Consider the following 19,518-nt stretch of genomic DNA (forward strand, 5'->3'; position numbering starts at 1 on the left):
GACGTGGCAGGCTGGCGCCTGTGAGTCGTCCCCTTGCGCTGCTGGACTCGGCCAGCCTCTACTTCCGGTCCTACTTCGCGCTACCCGATTCGATGACCGCGCCCGACGGTACGCCGGTCAACGCGGTCCGCGGGTTCGCCGACACGATCGCCCGCATCCTCACCGAGCGGAAGCCGTCCCGGCTGGTGGCGTGCCTGGACGCGGACTGGCGGCCGGCGTTCCGGGTCAGGGCGCTGCCCTCGTACAAGGCGCACCGCGTGGCCGACCCGAAGAACAACATCGAGGAGGTGCCGGACACGCTGACCCCGCAGATCCCGATCATCCTCGACCTGCTCGACGCGGTCGGGCTCGCCACCGCCGAGGCTGCCGGCTTCGAGGCGGACGACGTGATCGGCACGCTCGCACACCGGGAGGGCACCGACCCGGTCGAGGTCGTCTCCGGCGACCGGGACCTGTTCCAGGTCGTCCGCGAGGAGCCGACGCCCGTCTCGGTCGTGTACGTCGGCCGCGGGTGGGCGAAGGCCGAGGTCATCGGGCCACGCGAGCTGGCCGCCCGCTACGAGCTGCCCGAGGAGAACGCCGGCCCGGCATACGCGGACATGGCACTGCTGCGCGGCGACCCCTCCGACGGGCTGCCCGGCGTGACCGGCGTCGGCGAGAAGACCGCGGCGAAGCTGATCAAGCGGTTCGGCTCGCTGGAGGGCCTGCTCGCCGCCGCCGAGGCGGGCGACAAGCTGGTGCCGCTGCGGGTCAAGACGGCCCTCGAGGACGCCGCCAAGTACGTCGCCGCCGCGCCGCTCGTGGTCCGCGTGGCCAAGGACGCCGAGGTCGTCGTCGACCGGCGCGACGCCGTGCCGGCGAAGCCGCGCGACCTCGACCGGGTGCGGGCGCTGCAGGAGAAGTGGGACCTGAGCACGTCGGTGGACCGGTTGCTGGCCGCGTTGCCGGCCGCGACCGCATAGCGCCCCACGGCACGAGGCCACGACGACCCGGACGCGCCTACCGCATCAACCCGGAGGCGGGCCGGCGTAGTCGGTCAGCTCGGGGTGTTCGGGCTCATCGGGGCCGCAGCTCGTGGCGAGGACGGCCGCGACCGCGAGCAGCGCCGCCAGGACCACGCGCCGCATGCTCCCCCGTCCCCTGTCCGGCATCAGAACAAGCTACCGCACCAGGACGGCCGGTCCGTGGCGAAGAGCCGGTCGGCCGCCTCGGCCGCGACCGGGTTTTTGGCGGTGAGCCGGCCGATCGCGGCGAGCGTCGAGGGCCGCCACGTGCCGAGGTAGATCATCCCGAGCGCCTCCACGGTCATCGTGAGGCCGGGCGGCGAGCTCGTGCGTTCCGTCCCTTGTGGACTGATCAGGTAGCGGCCGGAGTTGCCGGGCAGCAAGGGATCCACGATCTCGATCACCACGGGGTCGGCCGGACCGTAGGTGCGGGCGGCGAGCGCGCGGGGCACGTCCACGACCCGTACCCACAGCTCGTCGTCCGGGTCGCTGCGCAGCGCGAACAGGTCGGTGAGCATCGCCTCGATCGGGTCGTCCATGGGGCGGCCGTAGGCGATGAGCTCCTCGACGAGGTCGATGCCGATCAGGTAGCGCCACAGGTCGTTGGCCACGCCCTGGTTCGCCGCGTGGAAGTCGAGCACGTACAGGCGGGAGCCGTCGCGCGGGTCGCCGGAGTGGTACGGGCCCGGCTTGTAGCCGACCCAGCCGTCGATCGTGCCGTCGGCGCCGTGGTGCGCGGCCACGCGGAAGTACTCGTGTGCGAACCGGCGCTCGTAGCCGAGCACCCACCACGACTGCCCGCGGCTCATCATGCCCGGGCGGGTGGCCTGCAGCGGCGGGTACGCGGCGGGCAGCAGCGTCAGCGCCTCGTCGGTGGAGAGCAGCCGGACGGTGCCGGCGGTGGGGACGTCGTCGCGCAGGCGGGCGCGGCCGGACCGGAGCTTGACGGACCGGCCGAGCGTGCCGAGCCCGTAGCCGAAGCGCCCGTAGATGGCCGGCTCGCTCGCGTGCAGGGCGGCGAGCGTCTCGCCGGCGGCGGCGAGGTCCTCGAGTTCCCGGCGGATCATCGCGGTGAGCGCGCCGCGGCGGCGGTGGTCGGCGCGGACGCCGACGCCGGTGACCGCGGCCATCGGCACGGTCGCGCCGCCGGGCACGGTCATGCTCGAGGCGAGCGAGGTCACCGTGCCGATCATGGTGTCGCCGGCGAAGGCGCCGTAGCTGCGGCCGGGCTCGTAGACCTTGGCCCAGACCGCCCATTTCTCGTCGTCGTGCGGCGGTTCGTGCAGCGCCTCGCGGAACACGGTGCTGGCCGTGCGAAGCTCACCGTCGGAGAGCACGCGCACGTCGAAGGAGGTGTCCCGCGCGGGCGCGAGTGTCTGCGTCACCGCCCGATGATGACCGCTGCGCGCCCGCCGCGCGAGCGAGTTACTTGCCTTCCGGAGTGGAGACCTCGTACTGGCCGTCGTTGTTGACGACCGTGATCTTGACGGTCTGCACCTCGTCGCGGATTGTCACCTTGCACTCGAAGGTGTTGCCCTGCTTGACCTCCTGGTCGGCCGGACAGTCCACTTTGGAGATATCCTCGGCGGGCTCGTTGTAGTTCTCCACGAGGATCTTCTTCACGCCGTTGTCGCCCTCGAGGGCGTTCTCGTCGAAGACCTTCTTCGTGAGGAAGCCCGGAGTCACGAAGCCCAGCACCGCGAACACACCGGCGGCGAGCACGACGACCACGACGACGACCCAGATCCACGCGCTGCCGCCCTTCTTCGGCGGCGGGCCGTACGGCGACTGACCCGGATAGCCCTGCGGCTGGCCGTACCCACCGTAGGGCTGCTGCTGCGGCTGACCGTACGGGTACTGCTGCGTGGGCTGCTGCTGGCCGTACCCGCCGTACGGCTGCTGCGACGGATCCGGCTGCCCGTAAGGCGGCTGCCCGTAACCCTGACCCGGCTGCGCCGGGACGCCGCCCGACGGCGTACCCGGGGTCGGACCGCCGCCGTAGGGCTGCTGTCCCCACTGCTGCTGCGGGTCGTTCCCACCGGGAGGCCCGTAGGGGCTCGTCATCGTTCGCCTCCGCCACGTCGGGTCTGGTCTCGCGCGATCAAACCATATCGGCAGGTGAACATCCCGTGTGCGCCGCCACGCGAATGCCAGCCATCTGGCCCAAGCCGTTCGGGCCGCCCCGGTCAGGCCGTGCCAAGTGCGACAACGCCGCGCCGCATGCTCCGCACCGCCTCGGCCGCGGCCGCGCCGACGGGATGTGCCTTGCCCATCACATCACGCAGCTGGTCGAGCAAGTCGATCACCTGACGGGACCACCGGACGAAGTCGCCGGCCGAGATCTCCGCGCCCGCCGTCTCGGCCGCCGTCATCACCTTCTCGAGCGACTCGCCGCGCGCCCACCGGTACACCGTCCACGCGAAGCCCGCGTCCGGCTGCCGGGTCCGCTCGAGCTTGTGCCGCCGTTCGTCGGACTCCAGCGCCGTCCACAGCCGCGCGGTCTCGGTGAGCGCGTCGGTCACCGGCCCGGCAGGCACGCGCGCCTCGGCCGGCGTGTCCCGGCGCGACTCGAACACCAGGGCCGACACGACCGCCGCGAGCTCGGGCGCGGTCAACGAGTCCCACACGCCGTGCCGCAGGCACTCGGCCGCCAGCAGGTCGGACTCGCTGTAGAGCCGGGCCAGGCGCCGGCCGGCGTCGGTCACGCCGTCCTCGCCGTCGAGGTAGCCGCGTTCGGTCAGCAACGCACGGATCCGGTCGAAGCCGCGGGCCAGCGAGTGGGTGGTGGCCGCGACCTTCTGCGCCAGCTGCTGGGTCTCCGTGGTGAGCCTGCGGTGCCGTTCCGCCCAGCGGGCGTGCGTCTCCCGGTCTTCGCAGCCGTGGCACGGGTGCGCCCGCAACGCCCGCCGCAGCGCCGCCAGCTCGCGGTCCTCGCCGTCGCCGCCCGAGCGCCGCCGGTTCCGGCCGGGCGCCTCGATGCCGGTGTTGCGCAGTGTCGAGGCGAGGTCGCGGCGCGACCGCGGCGAGCGCAGGTCGACCTGCTTGGGCAGCTTCACCCGGCCGAGCGGCTCGACCGGCACCGGGAAGTCGGCGACCGAGAGCCGCCCGGCCCACCGGTCCTCGGTGATCACCAGCGGCCGCGGCTCGCCCATGGAGTCCACGCCCGGGTCGACCACGATCGCGAGCCCCGTGCGGCGGCCGGACGGCACGGCGATCACGTCACCCTTGCGCAGCGACTCCAGCGAGCGCGCCGCCTCCGCCCGCCGGGCCGTCGCGTTGCGGCGGGACAGGGACTTCTCGCGCTCGGACAGCTTCGCCCGCAGCTCCATGTACTCCGCGAAGTCGCCGAGATGGCAGGTCATCGACTCGCGGTAGCCCTCGATCGCCTCGCGGTTGCGCTCGATCCGCCGGGCGAGCCCGACCACCGAGCGGTCCGCCTGGAACTGCGCGAACGACTGCTCGAGCAGCTCGCGGGCGGCCTGCGCGCCGAGCCGGTCGACGAGGTTGACCGCCATGTTGTACGCGGGCCGGAACGACGAGCGCAGCGGGTAGGTCCGGGTGGAGGCGAGCCCCGCGACCGCCTTCGGGTCCACCCCGGGACCCCAGACGACCACCGCGTGCCCCTCGATGTCGATGCCGCGCCGCCCGGCCCGGCCGGTGAGCTGCGTGTACTCCCCCGGCGTCAGCTCGACGTGCGCCTCACCGTTGTACTTCACCAGCCGCTCGAGCACGACCGTGCGCGCGGGCATGTTGATGCCGAGCGCCAGGGTCTCGGTGGCGAACACGACCTTGACCAGGCCGCGGACGAACAGCTCTTCGACGGTCTCCTTGAACGCCGGCAGCAGCCCGGCGTGGTGGCTCGCGAACCCGCGCTCGAGCGCCTCGCGCCACTCCCAGAAGCCCAGCACGCGCAGGTCGGCGTCGTTGAGGTCCCTGGTGCGCGCGTCGACGATCCGCCGGATCTCGGCGATCTCCGCGTCGGTGGTCATCCGCAGGCCCGAGCGTGCGCACTGGGCCACGGCGGCGTCGCAGCCGACCCGGCTGAACACGAACACGATGGCCGGCAGCAGGCCGGCGCCGTCGAGCCGGGCCACGACGTCCACCCGGGACGGCGGCCGGAACCGGGGGCCGCGGGGCGCCGGGCGGCCCCGGCCGCGAGGCCGCGGACCGCGCCACGGCGCCTGCTCGCGGGCCGCGTTCTCGGTGCGGCGCAACAGTTCCGGGTTGATCCGCGGGTGGCCCTCGGCGTCCTCGCCGGCGAAGAGGTCGAGCATCCGGCCGGAGACCATCATGTGCTGCCAGAGCGGCACGGGCCGGTGCTCGTCGACCACGACCGTCGTGTCGCCGCGCACCTCGACGAGCCAGTCGCCGAACTCCTCCGCGTTGCTGACCGTCGCGGACAGGCTGATCAACCGCACCCACTCCGGGAGGTGCAGGATGACCTCCTCCCACACGGCGCCGCGGAACTGGTCGGCGAGATAGTGCACCTCGTCCATCACGACGTAGCCGAGGCCGTCGAGGGTCGCCGAACCCGCGTAGAGCATGTTGCGCAGGACCTCGGTGGTCATCACGACGATCGGCGCGCTGCCGTTGACCGACGTGTCGCCGGTGAGCAGGCCGACCATCTTCGCCCCGTACCGCTCGACGAGGTCGGCGTACTTCTGGTTCGACAGCGCCTTGATCGGCGTGGTGTAGAAGCACTTGCGGCCCTCGGCGAGCGCGAGGTGCACCGCGAACTCCCCGACGACGGTCTTGCCGGCCCCGGTCGGCGCGCACACCAGCACGCCGTGCCCGTCCTCGAGTGCGGCGCACGCCTGGTCCTGGAACGGGTCGAGCTCGAAGGGCAGCTGCTGGACGAACTCGGTCAGCTTGGGATAGCTGGACCGGCGCCGTGACGCCGCGTAAGCCTCGGCCGGAGATGGAGAAGGGCTGGCCACACTCCAAAGCCTGTCACACGACGCGCGCGCTCACTTGGCGGACCCGACCCGCGAGCGAGTGCAGCCGCGTCCGCCGGCCGGACTGACGATCAGCGCGGGCGTGCGGGACGAACGCCGAGCGGCGCCGGAGGGAGGACTGCGGTCAGGCGGATGCGCGAAGCGAACCGTTCACCACGGTGAGCGCTCCGGGCACCAGGCTGACCTCGACCGGTAGCGGGCCGATGCGCTCGCCGTCGGCGTAGGCGACCCAGCCGTTCTCCTCACCGATGCGCACCTGCCTGGCCTGCGAGGTCGTGACGAGCGGGTTGTGCACGTGGTTGCCGGTGCGCAGGCCCGGCAGCATCCTGACCAGGTCGCGCCGCTTCGCGGAGCGGACGAGCGTGATGTCGAACAGCCCGTCGGTCGGGTCGGCGGACGGGCATACCGGGATGCCGCCGCCGTAGTACGGGATGTTGCCGATGGCGATCTGGGTGGCCTCGACCTCGGTTCGCTCGCCGTCCTGGGTGACCGACAGCCGCCCGCCGCGCAGCTTCGCGAGCTCGGCGACGATCGCGAGGTCGTAGCGCCGGGGACCGGACGGCCAACGCATCCGGTTGGCCCGCTCGTTGACCGCGGAGTCGAACCCGGCGCACAGCACGCCGGCGAACCACGGCCCGCCGGCGACCCGGCCGAGGTCGATCTTCGTGCGCTGGCCCGCCTTGATCGCCGCGACGAGCGCGTCGGTGGCCTCGAGCGGATCCTTCGGCGCGCCGAGCGTGCGGGCGAGGTCGTTGCCGGTGCCCGCGGGCACCACGCCGAGCGCGACGCCGGTGTCGGCGCAGAACTGCACGCCCTGGTGCGCCGACCCGTCGCCGCCTACCACGACGAGCACGTCCAGCGTGGTGTCGTGCGCCCGCTCCATCAGCCGGCGCGACTCCTCGACGGTCGTCGCGGCGACCGTGATGAGGTCGTCGACCGCGCCGCGCAGCCGCTGCGCGACCGTGTCCGCGATCCGGCCGGCCCGGCCGAGGCCGGATGCCGGGTGCACCACCATGGCGGCCCGCACCGTGTCAGCCAACTGTGCCGTCCCTCAGGTCACGTCGTCGAAGCCGGCGGGCGTCTCGGACTTCGGTTTCGCGGCGGGCTCGTCGGGGACGTTCTCGGGCTTGAGATCGTAGTCCTCCGGGTCGCCCCAGCCCTCGGCGACCGCCTGCTGGTCCTTCTTGCGGTCGTGGATGCGGGCGATCTGCACGGCGACCTCGAACAGCACGGTCATCGCGCCGGCGAGCGCCAGCATGCCGATGGGGTCGGTGCCGGGCGTGGCGACCGCGGCGAACACGAACAGCGCGAAGATGATCCCCCGCCGCCAGCGGGCGAGGTTGCGGTAGGGCAGCACGCCGATGCGGTTCAGCATGGTGATCAGCAGCGGCAGCTCGAAGCTCACGCCGAAGATCAGCAGCATGACGAGCACGAACGAGATGTACTCGTTCGCCGCGAGCGCGGTGATGAACTGGTCGCCACCGAAGCTGACCAGGACCTGCAGGCCTTTCGGCACCACGAAGTAGGCGAGCACGGCGCCGCAGGCGAACAGGATCGTCGCCAGGATCACGAAGATGCGGGTGAACTTGCGCTCGTTGTCGTACAGGCCGGGAGTGATGAACGCCCAGATCTGGTAGAGCCAGAACGGACTGGTCAGCACCGCACCCGCGGCGAGGCCGACCTTGAACTGGATGAGGAACGCCTCGAAGGGCTGGGTCTGCAGCAGCTGGCACTTGCCCGGGATCGGCTCGAACCGGACACCCGCGGGCAGCGCGCAGTACGGGCCGGTGAGCAGGTGACCGAGCGAGGGGATCGGGCCGATCCACCACTGGAACCAGAGGAACCCGGCGATGCAGCCCACGAGGAGGGCCAGGATCGCCAAACCCAACCGGTGCCGCAGCTCGTAGAGATGTTCCCGGAGGGACATGGTGCCGTCGGGATTGTGCCGACGGCTACGAAGACGCTTCTTCTCGCGACGACCCTCGTCCCGGCGGTGCGGTTTGCGCGCCACCGTCTGGAACCCCGTTTCTCAGCCGGCGTTCTTGTTCTGCTGAGCCTGCTCGACCGGTTGCTCGGCGGCGGGCTGCGTCGTGCCGTTCGTCTGCGGCGGCGTCTGAGCCTGCGGCAGCTGCTGCTGCACCGGCGGCGTGGCCGGGGTGTCGTCCTTGTCCTTGTCCTCGCCACGCAGGCCCTTGGTCTCTTCCTTGAAGGCCTTGGCGGACTTGCCGAGCGAGCGCGCCATCTCCGGCAGCTTCCGTGCTCCGAAGAGCAGGACGATCACACCGGCAATGATCAACAGCTCGGGTACACCCAAGTTACCCACGGTCATCCTCCTGTCTCCCCCGGCTGTTCGATGGTACGTCAGCCGGGGCGTGCTTCCATCGTGCGCGGGTCTGTTTCACAGCGACCCGCAAGGCAGCCGTCCGCGCGCGCAGCGTGCTCGTCCGGTCCCCGAACCGGGCGTTCACGCCGGCCGCCGTGGTGCCGAACCGGCGCACGTTGCGCAGTGCCCGGGTGAGCACGAGCCCGAGCAGCGCCAACCCGATGGCAACCAGGATCCAGGTCGGCAGGTACGACATCACGTTCCTACCGTAGTGGGCATGTGGTCACCGTAGGGTGGGCGGTTCCCGGCTTCCCGTAGGTCACGGGGTTACCGAGAGCTGTCCGGCCCGCGCGAGCGCCCGCCTTGCTCGGTCACGCAAGCCCGCCGCGAGCTCCTCCGGTTCCTCGACGCTCACGTCGCCGCCGAGGCCCAGCAGGAGCCGGACCATCCACGACAGGTCCGCGTACCGCATCCTTATTCGGAGCCGGCCGCCGTCGAGTTCGGTCACCTTCTCCACCGGGTAGTACTCCGACACCCAGCGCGCGTCCGGCTCGAGCACGAGCTGAGCGACCTCCTGGTCGGGGCGCTCGCGGAAGATGCCCGCGGAGGTGTCGGTCTGCTCGGCGTAAGGCGGCGGCGCGGCCGGCTCGTCGAGCTGCGTGACCTCGTCGATGCGGTCGAGGCGGAACAGCCGCACGCCCTCGGCCCGCCGGCACCAGGCCTCCAGGTAGCTGCGGCCCTCGACGATCAGCATCCGCATCGGGTCGACCGTGCGCTCGGTGATCTCGTCCTTCGACGCCGTGTAGTAGGTCATCCGCAGCGCCCGCCGCTGCGTGAGCGCACCCTGCACGACCTGGCGTGCCTTGGCGGTGCTCTTGCCCTCGCGCACGCCGAGGCCGACCGCGACCCCGGCGGGCTGCGCCTGCCCGGCCGCCGCCTCGATCTTGGCGACCGCGCGGCGCACCGCGTCCGCGTCGGCCACGCCGGGTGCCTCCAGCAGCGTGCGCAGCGCGACCAGCAACGCGGTGGCCTCGGCGCCGGTGAGGCGCAGCGGCCGGTTCATGCCGGCGTCGAAGTTGACTGAGATCGTGTCGCCCTCGAAGGACAGGTCGATCAAATCGCCGGGCCCGTAGCCCGGCAGCCCGCACATCCAGAGCAGCTCGAGGTCCTTGCGCAGTTGCTTGGCGGAGACGCCGAAGTCCTCGGCCGCCTCGTCCACCGGGATGCCCGGCCGCGCGATCAGGTAGGGCACCAGCGCCAGCAGGCGTGGCAGCCGGTCCTGCGATGTGCTCACTGGTCCGCCTCCCCGGAATTCAAAGTGTCGGTTGCGTTCCGGCGGACAGTCCGGATGGTCTGTCGACTGTGGCCGAGTGCCAGCACGGTCCCCTGAGGTTACGTTGATCGGCACCGGACTTCGCGCAAAGATCCACTGTGACCAACGAGATCCACGGAGGCACTCGCTAGCCCCCCGTACTCCCCGCCACGGCGAGCAGCCGCTCGTGCACCGACTTGCGCAGCACCTCCGGCTCGAGCACCACGGCATCCTCGCCGTAGCCCGCGATCCAGCTGGCCGACGAGTCGGTGTACCAGACCTCCAGCTCGACCACGTCGCCCGCGACGCCGTCGATGGTCTGCTCGCCGACGACCTTGGCCCGGCGGCGCAGGCCCGCCGCACGGTTCTTCGCAAGCCACAGCCGCACCGTCGACGTGTCGGGTGGTTCGTCGCTGGAGTGTGACACGAAGGTCAGCAGATCGACGTCGGCCGGCCGCTGCACAACCCCGGCCCGGCCGGACATCTCGACCTCCCCCACGATGCGGGACAACCGGAAGCAGCGCGGCGCGTCCCGGTCCCGGTCGTGGCCGACGACGTACCAGCGCCCGCGCCAGGACACCACGCCCCACGGCTCCAGCGTGCGCCGGCGCACCTCGGCCGGGTTCGCCTTCCGGTAGTCGAAGCCGACCGCCCGGCCGGCCTGGACGGCGGCGAGCAGCGGCCCGAACGCGGGCTCGGTGGTACGCACCTTCGGCTCGACGACCGCCGGCACGCCCTGGTCGACGTCCACCCCGGCGGCCCGCAGCTTCAGCAGCGCACCGGCCGCCGCACCGGTCAGCTCCGGGGAGTCCCACAGCCGCACGGCGAGCGCCACCGCGGCGGCCTCGTCGGGCTCGAGGTCGATGTCGCCGAGCTCGTAGTCACGGCGCGCGATCCGGTACCCGTCGACCGTGTCGAACGACCAGTTACGGCCGACCTCCAGCGGCACGCCCAGCTCACGCAGCTCGGCCTTGTCCCGCTCGAACATCCGGAAGAAGGCCTCGTCCGTGGGCGCGTCGGAGTAGCCGGCCACGAGGGACCGGATGTGCTCGGCGGTCAGGTACTGGCGGGTGGACAGTAGACACAGCACCAGGTTGACGAGTCGTTCGGCGCGTGCGACGGACACGTTTCGAACTCTAGCCCGACTGACACACCTCAGTCCCCCAACGCGCCCCGGCGATTCGTGCGAACGGTCCGTTCGCCCGGCATTCCCCCGATCAGTGGGCACCGGCCGCCCGGTCGCTACCCGGGTCGCGACCGAGCGTTGGTCTGACCACTTGACCGTCGGGCCTTCTGGGCGGCATGGTGTCACCCATGGCCCTGCAACCCGTGGCTCGCCGGTCCGTTCCGGACGCCGTGTTCGAGCAGATCCTCGCCGACGTCGTGAGCGGCGAGTTCGCGCCCGGCGACCCGCTGCCCAGCGAGCGCAGGCTGGCCGAGGTGCTCGGGGTGTCCCGCCCGGCAGTACGCGAGGCGCTGCAGCGGGTGGCCGCGGCCGGCCTGGTGGAGGTCCGCCAGGGCGACACCACGACGGTCCGCGACTACCGCCGCCACGGCGGGCTCGACCTGCTCCCCCGGCTGCTCTCGCCCGGCGGCGAGATCGACCTGTCGGTGGCGCGCAGCATCCTCGAGGCGCGGCTGCACGTCGGCCCGAAGGTGGCCGAGCTCGCGGCCGAGCGGGCCGGCGCCCGGCTCGCCGAACCGCTGCGCGCGGCGGTCGACGCGCTGGAGGCGGCGGACGACTCGGTCGCCCGGCAGCGGCACGCGCTGCTGTTCTGGGAACACGTCGTCGACGGCGCCGACTCGATCGCGTTCCGGCTGATGTTCAACAGCCTGCGCGCCGCCTACGAGCCGGCGATCGCGGTGCTCGGCCCCGTCATGGACGCCGAGGTCACCCGCATCGCGGCCTACCGCTCGCTGACCGAGGCCATCGTGGCAGGCGATGGCCCCGAGGCCCGCCGCCTCGCCGAGGACCTGCTCGGCGCGGGCACTTACGGCCTGCTGACAGTGATCAGGCAACTGGAGGAGTCTCAATGACCGACGCCAAGGACACCGTCGAAGCTCGCGCCCGCGCCCAGGTCCGCGCCGACGAGGCCGCCATCACCGGTTCGCGCCGCCGCTCGACCGGCCTGTCCGACGCGGCCCGGGCGTTCTGGCGTCACCCGTCGCCGTGGATGCTGGCCGTGCTCCTGACCGCCGCCGTGACGGCCCGCCTGGTCGCCGGCGACTGGCGGCTGAGCGACGCGGTCACGCCGGTGATCATGCTCGCGGTGTTCCCGTTCTTCGAGTGGATCGTGCACGTGTGCGTGCTGCACTGGCGGCCGCGCCGGGTCGGCGGCCTGACGATCGACCCGCTGCTGTCCCGCAAGCACCGCGCCCACCACGCGGACCCGCGCGACGTGCCGCTCGTGTTCATCCCGTGGCAGGTGCAGCTGTGGCTGCTACCGGCGACGACCGCGATCGCGCTGCTCGCGTTTCCCCGCCTCGGCGTCGGGCTGACGTTCCTCGGCACGGCGGCCACGCTCGGGCTGGGCTACGAGTGGATGCACTACCTGATCCACAGCGACTACCGGCCGCGGACCCGGCTGTACCGGGCGATCTGGCGCAACCACCGGCTGCACCACTACAAGAACGAGCACTACTGGTTCACCGTGACCACGTCCGGCACCGCGGACCGGGTGCTGGGCACCCACCCGAACCCGGAGACCGTGCGAACCTCCCCCACGGTCCGCGACCTGCACTCCCGCGAGGCGGCGGCGAGCTAGATACCCGCACGAACCTCGTCGGCCAGCAGCTTCTCCTGCTCGGGTGTCAGCCCGGTGCCGGACAGGCCGTGGCCGAGGACCAGCATCGCCTTCACGATCGCGTCCTCGCGGACGTCCTGGGGCATGTCGCGCAGCGGGCCGTCCAGCAGGGCCGCGAGGCCGTGCACCATCGACCACGCCGCGATCTCCGCGAGCGGCCGCCGCTCGACCCTCAGGTAGCCGACCGCGACCAGCTCGTCGAGCGAGTCGAGCAGCAGCCCGAACGGATCCGGCCGGCCGTCGCTCTCGTGGTCGTCGGCCTCGTCGCGCACCGGGCCCTGGAACGAGAACACCGTGCGGAACAGGCCCGGCTGCGCGCGGGCGAACGCGATGTAGCCGCGGCCGAGCGCGGCGAGGCTGCCGAGCGCGTACTGCACCGGGTCGTCGGTCTGCGTGCGGGCGGCCAGCTCCTTCTGCATCGCCCCGGCGAGCTCGTCCAGCGCGCATTCCTTCGCGGCGCCGAGTAGCTCCTCCTGACCCGCGAAGTGGCGGTACGCCGCCGTCGGCGTGACGCCGACCTGGCGGGCGGCCGCGCGGATGCTCACCGAACCCGGCCCGCCGTCGGCGGCGAGCTCGGCCGCCGCGGTGACCAGCGCGTTGCGCAGATCGCCATGGTGGTAGGCGCGTTTCGGCGAGTTCACGTACCCGATGTTGACACCAGTGAACATTGATGGCAAGTTAACGCCCGTCAAGTTTACGCCCGTACACATCTAGTGCGATTGCAAGGGGAGCTCGTCATGTTCGGTCGCATCGGCCGGTTCATCGCCGCCCACGCTCGCGCGGTTCTCGTGGTCACGGTCCTGCTCATGGTCGGAGCGGGCGCACTCGGGTTCACCGCGTTCGGCAAACTCAAGACCGAGGGCGGGTTCGAGAACCCGGCCGCGGAGTCCAGCCAGGCTCAAGAGTTGCTCGACTCGAAGTTCGGCGGCGACGCCGACGTCGTCTTCCTCATGACCGCCACCGAAGGCACGGTCGACGACCCCGCGGTCAAGGCAGTGGCCACCGACGTCACCGGCCGGCTGGCCGCGGACGGCACGCTGGACGACTTCGCGTCGTACTTCACCACCCACGCGCCGGGAATGAAGTCGGCCGACGGCAAGTACGCGATCGCCGTCGCCAAGCTGACCGATGCCGGCGACGTCGAGAAGCTGCGCGAGGCCTACGACACGACCAGCGGACCGCTCACGGTGCGGGTCGGCGGGCCGCAGGCGGTCGGCCCGGACATCGGCGACCAGGTGGGCGCCGACCTCGCGCTCGCCGAGTCGATCGCGGTGCCGATCATCCTGGCCCTGCTCGTCGTCGTGTTCGGCAGCGTCGTGGCCGCCCTGCTGCCGCTCGCGATCGGCGCGATCGCCGTGCTGGGTACGTTCGCGGAGCTGTCCGTGCTCGGCTCGCTGACCGACGTGTCCGTCTTCTCGATCAACCTGACCACCGCGCTGGGCCTTGGCCTCGCGATCGACTACGCGCTGCTGACGGTCTACCGGTTCCGCGAGGAGCTCGCTTCCGGCCGCGACACGCACACGGCTGTCGTGCGGACCGTCGAGACGGCCGGCCGGACGATCATGTTCAGCGCGCTGACCGTCGCGGTCGCGCTCGCGGCGCTGCTCGTCTTCCCGCTGTACTTCCTGCGCTCGTTCGCCTACGCCGGTGTCGGCGTGGTGCTGGTCGCGATGATCGGTGCGGTGGTCGTGCTGCCGGCGCTGCTCACGGTGCTCGGCCCGAAGGTCAACTCGCTGCGACTGCCCTGGGTGAAGAAGTCGCCGAGCTCGGTGTCCGGCTTCTGGGCGCGGATCGCCGGGTTCGCCGGCCGCCGCCCGGTGGCCGCGGGCGTGCCGGTGATCGTGCTGCTGGTCCTGGCCGCGGTCCCCTTGCTGCGCGTGGAGTTCGGCACGCCGGACGAGCGCGTGCTGACGACCGCGTCGGAGACCCGGGTGGTCGGTGACGTGCTGCGGGAGAGCTTCCCCGGCGACGACAGCAAGGCGCTGCAGGTCGTCACCCGCGGGCCGGCCGACGTCACCGGCTACGCCACCCGGCTGTCCGAGGTGCCCGGCGTCGAGTCGGTCACCGCGAGCACCGGCACCTACGCCGACGGCCGGACGGCCGGCCCCGGCATCCCGACCATGGCGGCTCCCTCCGGCGAGCAGCGGCTGACCGTGCGCACCACGTACGACCCGCACTCGACTGCCGGCCAGGACCTCGTCGGCGCGGTTCGCGCGGTGCCCGCGGGCGTGGACGTCGCAGTCGGCGGCCCGGCGGCGCAGCTGGTGGACAGCAAGGACGCGATCGGGAGCCGGCTACCGCTCGCGGCGGGGCTCATCGCGATCAGCACGTTCCTGTTGCTGTTCCTGTTCACCGGCAGCGTGCTGCAGCCGATCCGGGCGCTGCTGTTCAACGTGCTCGGCCTGTCCGCGACGCTCGGCATCATGGTGCTGATCTTCCAGGAGGGCTGGCTGTCCTCGTGGCTCGGCTTCACGCCGCTGCCGCTCGACACGAGCATGCTGGTGCTGCTGTTCTGCATCGTGTTCGGCCTGTCGATGGACTACGAGGTGTTCGTGGTCAGCCGGATCAAGGAGATGCACGACCAGGGCGCCACGCCACGCGACGCGGTTGTCGCCGGGCTGTCGCGGACCGGCCGGCTGATCACGATGGCCGCGGTGCTGCTGGCCGTCAGCCTGCTCGCGTTCGGGACGAGCGGCGTCAGCTTCATCCAGATGTTCGGCATCGGCTCGGGGCTCGCGATCCTGATCGACGCGACGCTGATCCGCGGCGTGCTGCTGCCGGTCGGCATGCGGGTGCTGGGCCGGGCCGCGTGGTGGGCGCCGCCGTTCCTGCGGCGCGTGCACGGCCGGGTCGGCCTGCGCGAGGACGCCGACTCGCCGTCGCCGGAGCTCGCGAAGGTCTAGCCGTACGCGGACGCCGCGTCCGGAGCCTCGATGCTCCGGGCGCGGCGTTCGTCCACGCCCAGGCGTTCGAAGGCGGGGCCGGCGGCGGGGTGCACGCGGATGGCGCGGGTCGGGTCGCGGGCGAGCCAGCCGGCGGCGAGGGCGCGGTCGAGGAGGGCGGCGGGCATGGCGCCGCTGAGGTGCTCGCGGCGTTCGGTCCAGTCGAGGCAGTCCTTCACCACGGGTCGCCGCGTTCGGTGGAGCTCCACGCCGAGCTCTTCCAGGACGGTCCGGCCGCGCCGTGTCAGGTGCAGGCCGTCGACGTCGTCGAGCAGGCCGGTCGCGAGCATGCCGTCCCGGATGGCGACGCCCAGTCGCCCCGCGAGGTGGTCGTAGCAGGTGCGGGCCGCGGCGAGGCGGCGCGCGCGGATCGAGGCGCGCAGGCTCTTCGGCCGCTCGGGCCCGGCGTACTGGGAGAGCTTCTCGATGAGCTCCGCGACGTCCGGCCCCTCGAGGCGGACGTAGCGGTGCCGGCCCTGCTTGAGCGTGCGGACGAACCCCGCCTTGGCGAGGACCCCGACATGCTCGCTGGCGGTGGACGGCGCGATCCCGGCGGCCCTCGCGAGCTCACCGACCGTCCAAGCCCGCCCGTCGATCAGCGCGAGGCACATCGTGGCCCGGCTGGGATCGGCGAGCACGGCAGCGACATCGGCGAGCATGCCTCGATGGTAGGCAGCGAACACGTCGGCCCCCGCCGAAGCGACACGAGGCCACGTTCGGGCCCTTACAGCGAGGCGATCAGGCGTTCCACGCGTTCGTCGACCGCGCGGAAGGGGTCCTTGCACAGGACCGTGCGCTGGGCCTGGTCGTTCAGCTTCAGGTGTACCCAGTCGACCGTGAAGTCGCGGCCCGCTTGTTGTGCGGCGGCGATGAAGTCGCCGCGAAGCTTGGCCCGGGTGGTCTGCGGCGGGGTGTCCTTGGCGGCCTCGATCTCGCCGTCCTCGGTCACGCGGGCCACCAGGTCCTTGCGCTGCAAGAGGTCGAAGATGCCGCGGCCGCGGCGGATGTCGTGGTACGCCAGGTCCAGCTGCGCGACCCGGGGGCTCGACAACTCGAGGTTGTGCTTGTTGCGGTAGCGCTCCACGAGCCGGTGCTTGATCGCCCAGTCGATCTCGCGATCGATGCGGGACAGGTCCTGCTGCTCCACCGCGTCCAGCGTCCGGCCCCACAGCTCGATCACGCGGTCGGCGATCGGGTCGGGCGAGCGCTTCGCGACGTGCTCGACCGCGCGGGCGAAGTACTCGCGCTGGATGTCGAGCGCGGACGCCTCGCGGCCCCCGGCCAGGCGGACCAGGCGGCGGCCGGTCAGGTCGTGGCTGATCTCGCGGATCGCGCGGATCGGGTTGTCCAGGCTGAAGTCCCGGAACTGGACGCCGTCCTCGATCATCTCCAGGACCAGGTTCGCGCTGCCGACCTTGAGCAGCGTCGTGGCCTCGGCCATGTTCGAGTCGCCGACGATGACGTGCAGGCGGCGGTAACGCTCGGCGTCGGCGTGCGGTTCGTCGCGGGTGTTGATGATCGGGCGCGATCTGGTGGTCGCCGAGGAGACGCCCTCCCAGATGTGCTCGGCGCGCTGCGAGAGGCAGTAGACCGCGCCGCGCGGGGTCTGCAGGACCTTGCCGGCGCCGCAGATCAGCTGGCGGGTGACCAGGAACGGCAGCAGCACGTCGGCGATCCTGGAGAACTCCCCTGCGCGGGTGACCAGGTAGTTCTCGTGGCAGCCGTACGAGTTCCCGGCCGAGTCGGTGTTGTTCTTGAACAGGAAGATGTCCCCGCCGATGCCCTCGTCGGCGAGCCGGCGCTCGGCGTCGACCAGGAGGTCTTCGAGGATCCGCTCGCCCGCCTTGTCGTGCGTGACCAGCTGGACGAGGTCGTCGCACTCCGCCGTGGCGTACTCGGGGTGCGAGCCGACGTCCAGGTAGAGGCGCGAACCGTTGCGCAGGAAGACGTTCGAGGACCGGCCCCAGGACACCACTCGCCGAAACAGGTACCGCGCGACCTCATCCGGGCTCAGCCTGCGCTGCCCGTGAAAGGTACAGGTCACGCCGAACTCGGTCTCGATACCGAAGATCCGCCGCTGCATTCTCTTAGCCTAGGCGTTGAAAGCGCGAACGTGGACGGGCCGCTCCGAGGTGAGACGAACGCGTCATCGAAGCGGACGGAGTGTGCACGGGCATCGCGTCAGCCCTTGGCGCCGTCACCATTGCCGTCACCCTTGCCGTCACCGTTGCCTTCGGACGGGGGCGGCGGGTCCATCGGCTCGCCTTCCGGCTTGTCCTCGGGCTCCGCGCCGGCCGGCAGCAGCGCGGTGAGCGCGGCTCCCTCGATGCGGCGGAATGCCCGGCGTGGCCGGGCCCGCTCCAGCACCGCGACCTCGACCTTTCCGATGCCCTGCCCGTTGTCGCCGTTGCCCGCGCTCGTGCCTGCCGACAGCGCGCTCATCGCGAACGCGACCCCGGCCTCGAGCGACATGCCCTCCTCGTAGTTGTCCTTCATCGTGCTCGAGATCGGCTCGGTCTGGCCGCCCATGACCAGGTACTGCGGCTCGTCGACGATCGAGCCGTCGTAGGTGAGCCGGTAGAGCTGGTCCTCCTCGGGGGCGGCGCCGACCTCGGCCACACAGATCTCCACCTCGAACGGCTTGAGCTGGTCGGTGAAGATCGAGCCGAGCGTCTGCGCGTAGACGTTGGCGAGCTGGCGGGCGGAGACGTCGCGCGGGTCGTTGGCGTACCCCCACAGGTCGACGTGCCGGATGCCGCCGCGGCGCAGGCTCTCGTATTCGCTGTAGCGGCCGGCGGCCGCGAACCCGATCCGGTGGTAGATCTCGGAGACCTTGTGCAGCGTCGTCGAGGGGTTCTCGGCCACGAACAGCACGCCGCCGGAGTACTTGAGCGCGATGACGCTGCGGCCCCGCGCGATGCCCTTGCGGGCGTACTCCGAGCGATCCCGCATCAACTGCTCGGGCGACGCGTACAGCGGCATGGTCACGGCGGTGGCTCCTTCGTATGCGTCTGTTGGTGCGGTGGGTCAGCCGCGCGGCCTGGCGGCCCGTTCGGCCATGATCGCCTCGGCCACCGGGGCGATCGTCTCCTCCGGCAGCTGGACCGCGCCCTCGGCGCCGGTCACCGTAATGATGCTCGGGAAGATCCGGCGGGCGAGGTCGGGGCCGCCGGTGGCCGAGTCGTCGTCCGCCGCGTCGTAGAGCGCGTCCACGGCCTGCCGGACCGCGGTCTGCTGGTCGCTGCCCGGGTCGTAGGTCTTCTTGAGCGAGGTTCGGGCGAACACCGATCCGGAGCCGACCGAGTGGAAGCCGGCACGCTCCTCGTAGCGCCCGCCGACCACGTCGTAGGACACGATCCGGGCCGCGCGCGACGGATTCTCGGCGGCCGTGTCGAAGCCCACGAACAGCGGGATCACGGCGAGCCCGGCCATCGCCACGTCGAGGTTGCCGCGGACCAGCGAGGCCAGCTTGTTGGTCTTGCCGTCCAGGGACAGCGAGACGCCCTCGATCTTCTCGTAGTGGGACAGCTCCAGCTGGAACAGCCGCACCAGGTCGACCGCGATGCCCGCGGTGCCGGCGATGCCCACCGCCGAGTAGTCGTCGGTGACGTACACCTTCTCCATGTCGCGCTGGGCGATCATGTTGCCCGACGTGGCGCGGCGGTCACCCGCGACCAGCACGCCGCCGTCGAAGGCGATCGCGACGATCGTGGTGCCGTGCGGCGGTGCGGGGGTGAGTTCGGCGGGACCGCGGCGCGCCTGGACCGGCTCGTCGCCACGCCAGCCACCGCGCGTCCCCGGCAGCAGGTGCGGGGCCTGCTCCCGGAGGAAGTCGGTGAACGAGGAGGTCTGGGCCGTGAGGTAGGCAGCCGGAAGTGATGCGCCGGGCATGGCGCTGGACGGAGTGTGTTCCATGCCTGCTTTCGTTCCTGGTTACGACTGTCGACGGGGTGTGGAGAGAAACCTACTCGCCGCCCTTTTGGACATACGCACGGACGAAGTCCTCGGCGTTCTCCTCGAGCACGTCGTCGATCTCGTCGAGGATCGTGTCCACGTCCTCGCCGAGCTTCTCCCTGCGCTCCTGACCGGCCGGCGCACCGCCGTCGACATCTTCGTCGCCGTCACCGCCGCCTTGCCGCTGCGTCTGTTCCTGGGCCATCTCGCCTCCCGGATCGGGA

The 19,518-nt window shown here is 71.7% G+C and carries 20 protein-coding genes; 4 read left to right on the plus strand and 16 right to left on the minus strand.

Features of this window, described 5'->3' with window-relative positions:
• The first annotated feature begins 20 nt into the window (after window positions 1-20).
• Complete coding sequence (locus VH969_RS20290) at window positions 21-962, plus strand: 5'-3' exonuclease (protein WP_331976514.1); 942 nt, start codon at window positions 21-23, stop codon at window positions 960-962.
• A gap of 45 nt (window positions 963-1,007) precedes the next feature.
• On the opposite strand, the gene VH969_RS20295 is transcribed toward VH969_RS20290, so the two are convergent.
• From VH969_RS20295 to VH969_RS20340, 10 genes are all read right to left on the minus strand, one after another.
• Window positions 1,008-1,151 carry a hypothetical protein gene (locus tag VH969_RS20295; RefSeq protein WP_331976516.1) on the minus strand — a complete coding sequence of 48 codons (144 nt, stop codon included), beginning with the start codon at window positions 1,149-1,151 and terminating at the stop codon, window positions 1,008-1,010.
• Window positions 1,151-2,389 carry a GNAT family N-acetyltransferase gene (locus VH969_RS20300; protein ID WP_331976518.1) on the minus strand — a complete coding sequence of 413 codons (1,239 nt, stop codon included), beginning with the start codon at window positions 2,387-2,389 and terminating at the stop codon, window positions 1,151-1,153. Before VH969_RS20300 ends, VH969_RS20295 begins: the two co-directional genes overlap by 1 nt.
• Before the next feature lie 40 nt (window positions 2,390-2,429).
• The gene (locus VH969_RS20305) at window positions 2,430-3,068 is read right to left on the minus strand and encodes a DUF4333 domain-containing protein (protein WP_331976520.1); all 639 of its coding nucleotides are present in this window, start codon (window positions 3,066-3,068) and stop codon (window positions 2,430-2,432) included.
• 122 nt (window positions 3,069-3,190) lie between these two features.
• Window positions 3,191-5,941 (minus strand): DEAD/DEAH box helicase, encoded by a 2,751-nt coding sequence (locus VH969_RS20310; RefSeq protein WP_331976522.1) that lies wholly within the window; start codon window positions 5,939-5,941, stop codon window positions 3,191-3,193.
• 142 nt (window positions 5,942-6,083) lie between these two features.
• Window positions 6,084-6,974, minus strand: coding sequence for a diacylglycerol/lipid kinase family protein (locus VH969_RS20315; protein ID WP_331976568.1), 891 nt, complete (start codon window positions 6,972-6,974; stop codon window positions 6,084-6,086).
• Between the two features lie 36 nt (window positions 6,975-7,010).
• On the minus strand, window positions 7,011-7,886 hold the full coding sequence (gene tatC / locus VH969_RS20320; RefSeq protein WP_331976524.1) for a twin-arginine translocase subunit TatC: 876 nt from the start codon (window positions 7,884-7,886) through the stop codon (window positions 7,011-7,013).
• Window positions 7,887-7,988: 102 nt separating this feature from the next.
• The gene (gene tatA / locus VH969_RS20325) at window positions 7,989-8,273 is read right to left on the minus strand and encodes a Sec-independent protein translocase subunit TatA (protein ID WP_331976570.1); all 285 of its coding nucleotides are present in this window, start codon (window positions 8,271-8,273) and stop codon (window positions 7,989-7,991) included.
• Window position 8,274: 1 nt separating this feature from the next.
• A complete protein-coding gene (locus tag VH969_RS20330; protein WP_331976572.1) occupies window positions 8,275-8,538 on the minus strand; it encodes a bacteriophage holin in 264 nt (87 codons plus the stop codon).
• Between the two features lie 63 nt (window positions 8,539-8,601).
• Window positions 8,602-9,576, minus strand: a complete 975-nt coding sequence (locus VH969_RS20335) for a helix-turn-helix transcriptional regulator (protein ID WP_331976526.1) — start codon at window positions 9,574-9,576, stop codon at window positions 8,602-8,604.
• A gap of 166 nt (window positions 9,577-9,742) precedes the next feature.
• Window positions 9,743-10,720: a helix-turn-helix transcriptional regulator gene (locus tag VH969_RS20340; protein WP_331976528.1), complete on the minus strand. Its 978-nt coding sequence runs from the start codon at window positions 10,718-10,720 to the stop codon at window positions 9,743-9,745.
• 188 nt (window positions 10,721-10,908) lie between these two features.
• Between VH969_RS20340 and VH969_RS20345 the strand changes: the two genes are divergently transcribed.
• On the plus strand, window positions 10,909-11,631 hold the full coding sequence (locus tag VH969_RS20345; protein ID WP_331976530.1) for a FadR/GntR family transcriptional regulator: 723 nt from the start codon (window positions 10,909-10,911) through the stop codon (window positions 11,629-11,631).
• On the plus strand, window positions 11,628-12,359 hold the full coding sequence (locus tag VH969_RS20350) for a sterol desaturase family protein (RefSeq protein ID WP_331976532.1): 732 nt from the start codon (window positions 11,628-11,630) through the stop codon (window positions 12,357-12,359). The genes VH969_RS20345 and VH969_RS20350 overlap by 4 nt, the downstream gene beginning before the upstream one ends.
• Here the strand turns inward: VH969_RS20350 and VH969_RS20355 are convergent.
• Complete coding sequence (locus tag VH969_RS20355) at window positions 12,356-13,066, minus strand: TetR/AcrR family transcriptional regulator (protein WP_331976534.1); 711 nt, start codon at window positions 13,064-13,066, stop codon at window positions 12,356-12,358. The genes VH969_RS20350 and VH969_RS20355 overlap by 4 nt on opposite strands.
• Before the next feature lie 69 nt (window positions 13,067-13,135).
• Between VH969_RS20355 and VH969_RS20360 the strand changes: the two genes are divergently transcribed.
• Window positions 13,136-15,301 (plus strand): MMPL family transporter, encoded by a 2,166-nt coding sequence (locus VH969_RS20360; protein ID WP_331976536.1) that lies wholly within the window; start codon window positions 13,136-13,138, stop codon window positions 15,299-15,301.
• Here the strand turns inward: VH969_RS20360 and VH969_RS20365 are convergent.
• The 5 genes from VH969_RS20365 to VH969_RS20385 form a co-directional block, all read right to left on the minus strand.
• On the minus strand, window positions 15,298-15,999 hold the full coding sequence (locus VH969_RS20365; protein ID WP_331976538.1) for an ArsR/SmtB family transcription factor: 702 nt from the start codon (window positions 15,997-15,999) through the stop codon (window positions 15,298-15,300). The genes VH969_RS20360 and VH969_RS20365 overlap by 4 nt on opposite strands.
• Window positions 16,000-16,064: 65 nt before the next feature.
• Window positions 16,065-17,423 carry a Pup--protein ligase gene (pafA, locus tag VH969_RS20370; RefSeq protein WP_331976540.1) on the minus strand — a complete coding sequence of 453 codons (1,359 nt, stop codon included), beginning with the start codon at window positions 17,421-17,423 and terminating at the stop codon, window positions 16,065-16,067.
• A gap of 98 nt (window positions 17,424-17,521) precedes the next feature.
• The gene (gene prcA, locus VH969_RS20375; RefSeq protein WP_331976542.1) at window positions 17,522-18,328 is read right to left on the minus strand and encodes a proteasome subunit alpha; all 807 of its coding nucleotides are present in this window, start codon (window positions 18,326-18,328) and stop codon (window positions 17,522-17,524) included.
• A gap of 39 nt (window positions 18,329-18,367) precedes the next feature.
• Complete coding sequence (prcB, locus tag VH969_RS20380; RefSeq protein WP_331976544.1) at window positions 18,368-19,255, minus strand: proteasome subunit beta; 888 nt, start codon at window positions 19,253-19,255, stop codon at window positions 18,368-18,370.
• A gap of 49 nt (window positions 19,256-19,304) precedes the next feature.
• Window positions 19,305-19,499 (minus strand): ubiquitin-like protein Pup, encoded by a 195-nt coding sequence (locus VH969_RS20385; protein WP_331077889.1) that lies wholly within the window; start codon window positions 19,497-19,499, stop codon window positions 19,305-19,307.
• Window positions 19,500-19,518 lie beyond the last annotated feature (19 nt).

Source organism: Actinophytocola sp. (genome assembly GCF_036555685.1).
Lineage (GTDB): Bacteria > Actinomycetota > Actinomycetes > Mycobacteriales > Pseudonocardiaceae > Actinophytocola.